We start from the raw sequence: 820 nt of genomic DNA, 5'->3' as shown, positions 1-820 counted from the left end.
ATGCAGCCCAGTTTCACCATCGCCAGGTAATTTCTCGCCGTTTTGTCGTAACGCGTGGCGATGCGGCGATATTCTTTCAGCCGCCCAAAGCACCGTTCAACGACATTACGATTGCAGTACGCATCACGATCAAGCTGTGCACGTCCATCCGATGCCATTTTCTCATTTGACTTTCGGGGGATTACTGCCTTTATACCGTTATTTTTCAGCTCATTGCGCAATGCGCGCCCTGAATACGCTTTATCAGCCAGTACCGCATGTCCACGGCGTTTCATGCTGCCGTTCTGACGCTGAACGCCAATCCCGTCCAGAAGTCGTTGCGCGAACTGGCTTTCATGAGCTTGTCCGGGGCTTAGCACGATATTTAACGGGAGGCCACTTCCGTCTGTTGCCAGATGGATTTTGGTGCCAAAACCGCCGCGAGAGCGACCCGGGCCATTATCTCCGTCGATATCGGGATGTTTTTTTGAGCACCGGCGGCACATTTCAGCGCCCGGATATTACTGCCATCCAGCGCGGTGGCAGACCAGTCAATAAAGCCATTTGCATCAAGTAGCGAAAGCAACCTGTTGAAAATAATATTAATCACGCCTGACTTTGATCATCGGTTAAAGCGGTTATAAACAGTTTTCCATGCCCCATATCGTTCGGGTAAATCGCGCCATGGTGCACCGGAACATAACACCCAGAACATGCCATTGATGATTTTACGGTGCTCAGCCCATGGGCGTCCGGCCCGTGGTGTGGCGGGTTCAGGAGGTAACAGAGGCTTGATGATGGTCCATGCCTCATCGGGAAGGTCGTAGCGAGCCATAGTTCA

1 pseudogene is annotated in these 820 nt (G+C 52.2%); it reads right to left on the bottom strand.

Annotated elements, in window-relative coordinates:
* Nucleotides 1-814 (bottom strand): annotated as a pseudogene (locus BFF42_RS19020) (IS5-like element ISSfl7 family transposase); the annotation flags it as partial.
* Between the last annotated feature and the right edge of the window lie 6 nt (nt 815-820).

Source organism: Shigella sp. FC1661 (genome assembly GCF_001712525.1).
Lineage (GTDB): Bacteria > Pseudomonadota > Gammaproteobacteria > Enterobacterales > Enterobacteriaceae > Escherichia > Escherichia coli.
This window is presented reverse-complemented; position numbering and strand designations above follow the sequence as displayed.